Annotated in this window: 1 protein-coding gene; it reads right to left on the reverse strand. The window is 30.5% G+C overall.

Annotated elements, in window-relative coordinates; all coding sequences use genetic code 11:
- Positions 1–218: hypothetical protein (locus tag KTQ83_RS12060; RefSeq protein WP_217256972.1), on the reverse strand; the 218-nt coding region annotated here is incomplete at its 3' end.
- Positions 219–430 lie beyond the last annotated feature (212 nt).

Consider the following 430-nt stretch of genomic DNA (forward strand, 5'->3'; position numbering starts at 1 on the left):
CTTTCAATCACGAACAAATCTAAATAAGTACCACCCTCATACCGCTTGATGATATCCACATGCTTACTAGAAACATTCATGACAAGTTCACTGTTTTCATCCTTAAGATATTCAGGCTTCAAGACTGGTTGTCCATCAAATAAAAGTGCATTGAAGATCGAGACAAAGTTTTTGGGTTGTCCTAAAAACTTCTTAGACTCAATATCCATCGAATTCAAGATGATTCCTCCTTTCTCTCTCTAATACGAAAAAAAGGAAATTTTAGAAAAGATGTATATTTTAAAAATTTCACATAATTCATTTTGATTTCACAATATTTACCAAAGTTATACTAAAATTATGACAACATGGGATGATATTCTATAAGTGCCTTAAAGATAAGGCAATGAATATAGAAATAAACCAATATTCATATCTCTCTCCTAAAAAA

Origin of the sequence: Holdemanella porci (assembly GCF_019052655.1) — a bacterium.
In the GTDB taxonomy this organism is placed as follows: domain Bacteria; phylum Bacillota_I; class Bacilli_A; order Erysipelotrichales; family Erysipelotrichaceae; genus Holdemanella; species Holdemanella hominis.